Source organism: Agromyces albus, assembly GCF_004134825.1.
GTDB classification, from domain to species: domain Bacteria; phylum Actinomycetota; class Actinomycetes; order Actinomycetales; family Microbacteriaceae; genus Agromyces; species Agromyces albus.
Window position 1 is genome coordinate 87,160 of sequence record NZ_SDPN01000015.1, and the last position, 6,548, is coordinate 93,707.

A 6,548-nucleotide genomic window follows, 5' to 3' on the forward strand; every position below is an offset into this window, starting at 1 on the left:
CTCAGACCTCGAGAAGTTCGGCTTCCTTGCGCTTGAGCGCGTCGTCGATCGAGTCGACGTTGGCCTTCGTGATCTGCTCGAGCTCCTTCTCGGCGCGCGACACCTCGTCATCGCCGACCTCGCCCTTCAGGGAATCGAGGTCGTCTTTGGCCTTGCGACGGATGTTGCGGACGGACACCTTGGCGTCCTCGGCCTTTCCGCGCACGATCTTGACGTATTCCTTGCGGCGCTCCTCGGTCAGCTCGGGCAGCGTCACCCGGATGATGTTGCCGTCGTTCGACGGGTTGGCGCCCAGGTTCGGGGTGTCGCGGATCGCCTGCTCGATGTCGCGGAGCGCTCCCTTGTCGTAGGGCGTGACGAGGAGTGTGCGGGCCTCTGGGTTCTGCAACGACGCGAGCTGTGCGAGCGGCGTCGGCGTGCCGTAGTAGCTCACCATGATCTTCTGGAAGAGCTGGGGATTCGCCCGCCCGGTGCGTACGGTTCCGAAGTCGTCTTTGGCAACCTCGACGGCCTTCTTCATACGTGCGGTGGCATCGGAAAGTACATCCGCGATCACGGGAACTCCTTCTGGTTCGCTACTCGGGACAGTCTATCGAGTGGACGCGTGTACGCCGTTGCTCACGACCGTGCCGAGCTCGGCGCCGAGGATCGCCGCGGTGACGTTGCCACCCGGCTCCATGCCGAACACCTGCATCGGCATGCCGTTGTCCATGCAGAGGCTGAACGCGGTCGAGTCGACGACCTTCAGGCCGCGCTGCAGCGCCTCCTGGTAGCTGATCCGGTCGATCTTGTGGGCGTCGGGATTGGTGCGGGGGTCGTCGGAGTAGACGCCGTCGACGCCGTTCTTCGCGACGAGCACGACCTCGGCGCCGATCTCGAGGGCGCGCTGGGCGGCCACGGTATCGGTGGAGAAGTATGGAAGGCCGGCGCCGGCGCCGAAGATGACCACCCGGCCCTTCTCGAGATGACGTTCGGCCCGGCGCGGGATGTACGGCTCGGCGACCTGCGTCATGGCGATCGCCGACTGCACGCGCGTCTCGGCGCCCGCCTGCTCGAGGAAGTCCTGCAGCGCGAGCGCGTTCATCACGGTGCCGAGCATGCCCATGTAGTCGGCGCGGCCCCGGTCCATCCCGCGCTGCGAGAGTTCTGCGCCTCGGAAGAAGTTGCCGCCGCCGACGACGATCGCGACCTCGACGGTGCGAGCGGCATCCGCGATCTCACGAGCGAGTGCGCCGACGACATCGGGATTGACCCCGAGCGACCCGCCGCCGAATGCCTCGCCTGAGAGCTTCAGGAGCACCCTGCGCTTGTGTTCAGTCATGCTCGACCGTTCCTTCCCCTGTGGCTGTCAAAACTACTGCTTCGTGCGCTCCGGCGCAGTGCCGGGTGGTGCCGTCTCACGGATGGCTCACGAGTGTTCGCACCGCAGACAGCAAAGGAGTCCGGATCGCTGCTGCGATCCGGACTCCCCTGTGGCACTTACGCGCCGACCTTGAAGCGAGCGAAGTCGCTCACCGTGAGGCCTGCATCCTTGACCACCTTGCTGACCGAGAGCTTGTTGTCCTTGGCGTAGTCCTGCTCGAGCAGTGCGACCTGCTTGAAGTAGGCGCCCAGACGGCCCTCGATGATCTTCGGGAGCGCAGCCTCGGGCTTGCCCTCCTCGCGAGAGATCTGCTCGACGATCGCGCGTTCCTTCTCGACCGCGTCGGCCGGGACGTCCTCGCGCGCGAGGTACTCGGGGTTGGCGAATGAGATGTGCTGGGCGACACTGCGCGCCGTCTCAGCGTCGTCACCGGCGAATCCGAGCACGACGCCGACCTGCGGCGGCAGGTCTTTCGACGTCTTGTGCAGGTAGATCGAGAACTGCTCGCCCTTGACGAGGCGGATGCGTCGAAGCTCGACCTTCTCGCCGAGGATCGCCGCCTCTTCGTTGATCACATCAGCGACGGTCTTGCCATCGGCCGGAGCGGCGAGTGCCGCCTCGACCGAGTCCGCACGGGCTGCGGCGACGGCCGCGAGCACGCGGTCGGCCAGGCCGACGAACTTGTCGCCCTTGGCGACGAAGTCCGTCTCGCACGCGAGCTCGATCAGGGTCGCGGTGCCGTCGCCGTTGTCGACGGCGGCCACGAGGCCCTCGGCGGTGGAGCGATCGGCGCGCTTTGCGTTGCCCTTCGCGCCCTTCAGGCGGAGGACCTCGACCGCCTTCTCGATGTCACCGTCGGCCTCCACGAGTGCGTTCTTCGTGTCGACCATGCCGGTGCCGAGGCGCTCGCGCAGGCTCTTGACGTCTTCGAGAGTGAAATTGGCCATTTCCGGATGTCTCCTGGCTCGTGGTCTTACTTGGACTCGGCAGCGGCCTCGGCGGCCTCGGGTGCAGCGGTCTCAGCCTCGGCGGCTTCGGGTGCCTCAGCCTCGACGACCTCGGGGTCGGCGGCCTCAGGTGCGGCGACCTCGGCCTCAGCGACCTCAGGTGCAGCAGCCTCGGCTGCTTCGGCGTCGGCGGCCGACTCGGTCGCGGCCTCGTCGGTGGCTTCAGCGGAGACGGCCTCGACGACCTCGGAGACCTCTTCGGCCTCAGCGGTCGCGGCGTCGACCTTGGCGGTCTCGGGCGAGGACTGCTCGGGGGTCTGAGCCTGGAGGAGCTCCGCCTCCCACTCGGCGAGCGGCTCGACGGCCGAGACGTTGCCCTCGGCCTCGGGCTTCTGGTGGCGCTCGATGAGGCCCTCGGCCGCAGCGTCGGCGATGATGCGGGTGAGCAGGCTCACCGAACGGATCGCGTCGTCGTTGCCCGGGATCGGGTACTGCACCTCGTCGGGGTCGCAGTTCGTGTCGAGGATGCCGATGACGGGGATGCCGAGCTTCTTGGCCTCGTCGATCGCGAGGTGCTCCTTCTTCGTGTCGACCACCCAGAGGGCCGACGGCGTCTTCGACAGGTTGCGGATGCCGCCGAGCGACTTGTGCAATTTGTCGAGCTCGCGCTTCTTGATGAGGAGTTCCTTCTTGGTGAACCCGCTCGTGGTGCCTTCGAAGTCGAGCTCCTCGAGCTCCTTCATGCGCGCAAGGCGCTTGGAGACCGTGGTGAAGTTCGTGAGGAGACCGCCGAGCCAACGCTGGTTGACGAAGGGCTGGCCGACGCGCGTCGCCTGCTCGGCGATGGACTCCTGGGCCTGCTTCTTCGTGCCGACGAAGAGGATGGTGCCGCCGTGGGCGACCGTGTCCTTGACGAAGTCGTAGGCCTTGTCGATGTAGCCGAGCGACTGCTGCAGGTCGATGATGTAGATGCCGGAACGCTCCGTGAAGATGAATCGCTTCATCTTCGGGTTCCAACGGCGGGTCTGGTGCCCGAAGTGAACGCCGCTGTCAAGCAGCTGGCGAATGGTGACGACGGCCATGAGCCGTACTCCTTTGTTCTCAGTTGTCGCTCCGGCCGGCGGCCGAGAGCCCTGGTGCCCGGCACGGCTCCGCCCGCTCCGAAGAGGGGACTGAATGGAGTCGTCGGCCGAAATGGCACGCGTAGTCACCCCGGCGGACCGAGGTGCTCTCGACACTCTATCATCGGCACTCGTCCTCCCCAACCGCGCGCGGCGGCCGGATCGTCACCGTTTCGAGTCCTTCGCGACGGATGCCTCCGCGCTCATCGAGCATCGGAACATGACCGAGCTCCCCTTCGCGGCACCTCCCCGCAGCACCAGTGCCGGCACCGGCACGGCACTGTCGGTCGCCGCGGCATCCGTCCTCATCGTCGGCACCCTTTCCGCGTTCACCGCGGTGACGCCGCCCGCCGCGGAGGCACTCGGCCTCCGCACCGGCCAGCCGGCCGAGGCCTCCTCGCCGCCGGTGGACAATCCCGAGATCTGGAAGTGGCCGGTTCCGCCGCCCATCCAGGTCGTGTCTCCGTTCCGCGCGCCGCCGACGCCCTACGCGGCCGGCCATCGCGGCATCGATCTCGAGGCGACGGCAGGTGCCGTCGTCACCGCTCCGGCAGCCGGCACCGTGAGTTACGCCGGCATGGTCGCCGGCCGAGGGGTCGTCGCGATCGATCACGGCGACGGCGTCGTGAGTGCCATCGAGCCCGTTGAGGCGCTCGTCGCCGCCGGCACCCCGGTGGCGGCGGGCGATCCGATCGGCACGGTCGCCTCGGGTGGACACTGCGCGTCGGAATGCGTGCACTTCGGCGTGCGGGTGCACGGAGAGTACGTGTCGCCGTTCCTGTTCCTCGGCGGCCTCCCGCGAGCGGTGCTCCTGCCCACGCCGTGAGCGTCAGGCGCGCGGGTGCGCCGTGCGATAGCTCTGCTTCAGCCGTTCGGCCGAGACGTGGGTGTAGATCTGGGTCGTGCCGAGGCTCGCGTGACCGAGGAACTCCTGCACGGCGCGCAGGTCGGCACCGCCATCGAGGAGGTGCGTCGCGGCGCTGTGACGGAAGGCGTGCGGTCCGCTCGGTCCCGTGCCCGGAATCGACGAGAGCACCTCGGTCACGACTCGGTAGACGCTCCTGACGCCCATTCGCGCGCCGCGCGCCCCGAGGAACACCGCATTCGTCGCGGCGAGCGCGCCGCGTTCGGGCTCAGGCGCCGCCGCGGCTGCCGCGGCTGCCGCGGCGAGGATGGCGGGTCGCCCCTGGTCGAGATAGCGGTCGAGCGCTCGGGCCGCCGGGGCGCCGTAGGGCACGACGCGTTCCTTGGAGCCCTTGCCGACGACCAGAACCGTTCGGCGCCGACGATCGATTGCCGCGAGATCGAGACCCACGAGCTCCGAGACGCGAAGTGCCGACGCGTAGAGCAGTTCGACGATCGCACTGTCGCGCACCGCGATGGGATCGTCGGTCGAGGCGGCGCGCTCGAGTGCAGTGAGCGCACCGGCAAGCGCCTGCTGGGTGACCACCCTCGGCAGGGTGCGTTGCGCGCGCGGCGCCCTGAGGCGAAGTCCCGGGTCGGCCGCGATGAGGCCACGACGCAGGAGCCAACCGGTGAATCCGCGGGCGGATGCTGCACGCCGCGCGATGCTCGCTCGTGCGAGTCCACGCTCGGTGGCGCCCCACAACCAGTCGCGGAGGAGTGCGAGATCGATCGCGGAGGCCTCGGTGGCACCCCGCTCCCCGGCGAACGCGATGAGCTCGATGAGATCGCCGCGGTATGCCGCCACGGTGTGCTCGGAGTACCCGCGCTCGGTGCGCACGTGCGCGAGGTAGTCGTCGAGCAGGGTGTCGAGATTCACGGCTCCAGCCTGCCCCTCCAAGGTCTGCACCGCGCTGGCGCTCGCACGAACAGCCCACGATCGCCGGTCATGCGACGCCGGGGGGCTTTCGCGAGAAGCGCTCCAGCCTGGCCTCTGGCGAGAGCGCCTCGATCTCGGCGAGGAACTCGGCACTGAAGTTCGTGACCACGGGAAACGCACCGATCGGCACGACCGAAGTGGTGAAGCCGTCGTCGAGGAGGTGCACGAGGGTGAACGAGCGGCCGCCGTCGATACCCGCGAGTTCGCGGGTCGGTGCTGAGAGGTCCATCGTGTAGGCGGTTGCTCCGGCGACCGACACCGGGACGCCGGCGAACATGCCGTTGGTGGCATAGTGCAGGTGGCCTCCCAGGATGAGCCGCACGTCACGGCCGGCGATCACCTCGGCGAGTTCGTCTTGCCCGCGCAACTCGAGCAGGTCCATGAGGGCGAGCGGCGTCGCGATCGGAGCATGGTGCATTGCGACAACCGTGCCGAGTGGCGCGGGATCCGCGAGAGCGGCATCGAGCCAGGCGATCGTCGACGCGTCGAGCAGTCCGTGGTGGTATCCCGGCACGGTCGTGTCGAGCGCGATGATGCGAAGCCCCGACACGTCGGTGATGCGATTGACCGGGGAATCGCTCGGCGCCTCGCCGAGGAGGTCGCGCCGGAACGCACCGCGTTCGTCGTGATTGCCCATCACCCAGCTGAGCTCGGCGCCGGCCGAACTCGCGAGCGGTTCGAGGAGCTCGCGGGCGATGCGGTACGCGTCGGGCTCCCCGAGATCGGCGACATCGCCGGTCACGACGATCGCGTCGAGGCGGTCGCCGAGTCGGCGCAGCTGCGACACCGTCTGCTCCAGCGCGCGCACGGTGTCGGCGACTCCGCCGAGCGGTGCACCGCCTTGGAGCAAGTGCGTGTCGCTCACGTGGGCGATCACCTGACGCGCTGCCGGATACCTCCCGAGCTGCGGATACTGCATGCCGACCCCCTTCGGGGCCAGCCTAAGCCGAGCCTCCGACGGGTGCCGTCACGGCGCGCCACGGCCCCGTCACGCCGCGCGGGCTGGCCCCTCGTCTCGCGCGGGCGGCCCCTCATGTCGCGCGAGCCCGCCGCCAGCCCTCGGAGTGTCGCACGGCCACCCCCTCAGCCTCGAGGGCGCCGAGCACGCTCATGACCGCCGTCGCGGCCATGCCGCAGCGCTTCGCGACCTCGCCGAGGGAACGCGGGCTCCGCACGCTGAGCGCATCGAGGACGCGCACGGCGTCGGGCGATGCGGCGGCGGCGTATCGCCGGCCACCGCCGGCACTCGTACCGGCGGGCGCACCGGCCGCGGC

8 protein-coding genes are annotated in these 6,548 nt (G+C 69.0%); 1 reads left to right on the forward strand and 7 read right to left on the reverse strand.

Going from position 1 to position 6,548, the window contains the following annotated elements:
- Window position 1 precedes the first annotated feature (1 nt).
- From frr to rpsB, 4 genes are all read right to left on the reverse strand, one after another.
- A complete protein-coding gene (frr, locus tag ESP51_RS10095) occupies window positions 2-556 on the reverse strand; it encodes a ribosome recycling factor (RefSeq protein ID WP_129520775.1) in 555 nt (184 codons plus the stop codon).
- 33 nt (window positions 557-589) lie between these two features.
- Complete coding sequence (gene pyrH / locus ESP51_RS10100; protein ID WP_129520776.1) at window positions 590-1,321, reverse strand: UMP kinase; 732 nt, start codon at window positions 1,319-1,321, stop codon at window positions 590-592.
- 158 nt (window positions 1,322-1,479) lie between these two features.
- Entirely contained in the window at window positions 1,480-2,310 is an 831-nt protein-coding gene (gene tsf, locus ESP51_RS10105) for a translation elongation factor Ts (RefSeq protein WP_129520777.1), read from the reverse strand.
- Window positions 2,311-2,336: 26 nt separating this feature from the next.
- Window positions 2,337-3,392: a 30S ribosomal protein S2 gene (gene rpsB / locus ESP51_RS10110; protein ID WP_129520778.1), complete on the reverse strand. Its 1,056-nt coding sequence runs from the start codon at window positions 3,390-3,392 to the stop codon at window positions 2,337-2,339.
- A 259-nt stretch (window positions 3,393-3,651) separates the two neighbouring features.
- Between rpsB and ESP51_RS10115 the strand changes: the two genes are divergently transcribed.
- Window positions 3,652-4,257 carry a M23 family metallopeptidase gene (locus ESP51_RS10115; protein WP_129520779.1) on the forward strand — a complete coding sequence of 202 codons (606 nt, stop codon included), beginning with the start codon at window positions 3,652-3,654 and terminating at the stop codon, window positions 4,255-4,257.
- A 3-nt stretch (window positions 4,258-4,260) separates the two neighbouring features.
- Here the strand turns inward: ESP51_RS10115 and ESP51_RS10120 are convergent, their stop codons facing one another.
- From ESP51_RS10120 to ESP51_RS10130, 3 genes are all read right to left on the reverse strand, one after another.
- Entirely contained in the window at window positions 4,261-5,214 is a 954-nt protein-coding gene (locus ESP51_RS10120; RefSeq protein ID WP_129520780.1) for a tyrosine recombinase XerC, read from the reverse strand.
- 67 nt (window positions 5,215-5,281) lie between these two features.
- Window positions 5,282-6,193, reverse strand: coding sequence for a phosphodiesterase (locus ESP51_RS10125; RefSeq protein WP_129520781.1), 912 nt, complete (start codon window positions 6,191-6,193; stop codon window positions 5,282-5,284).
- 112 nt (window positions 6,194-6,305) lie between these two features.
- Window positions 6,306-6,548: DprA-like winged helix domain-containing protein (locus tag ESP51_RS10130; protein WP_164990477.1), on the reverse strand; the 243-nt coding region annotated here is incomplete at its 5' end.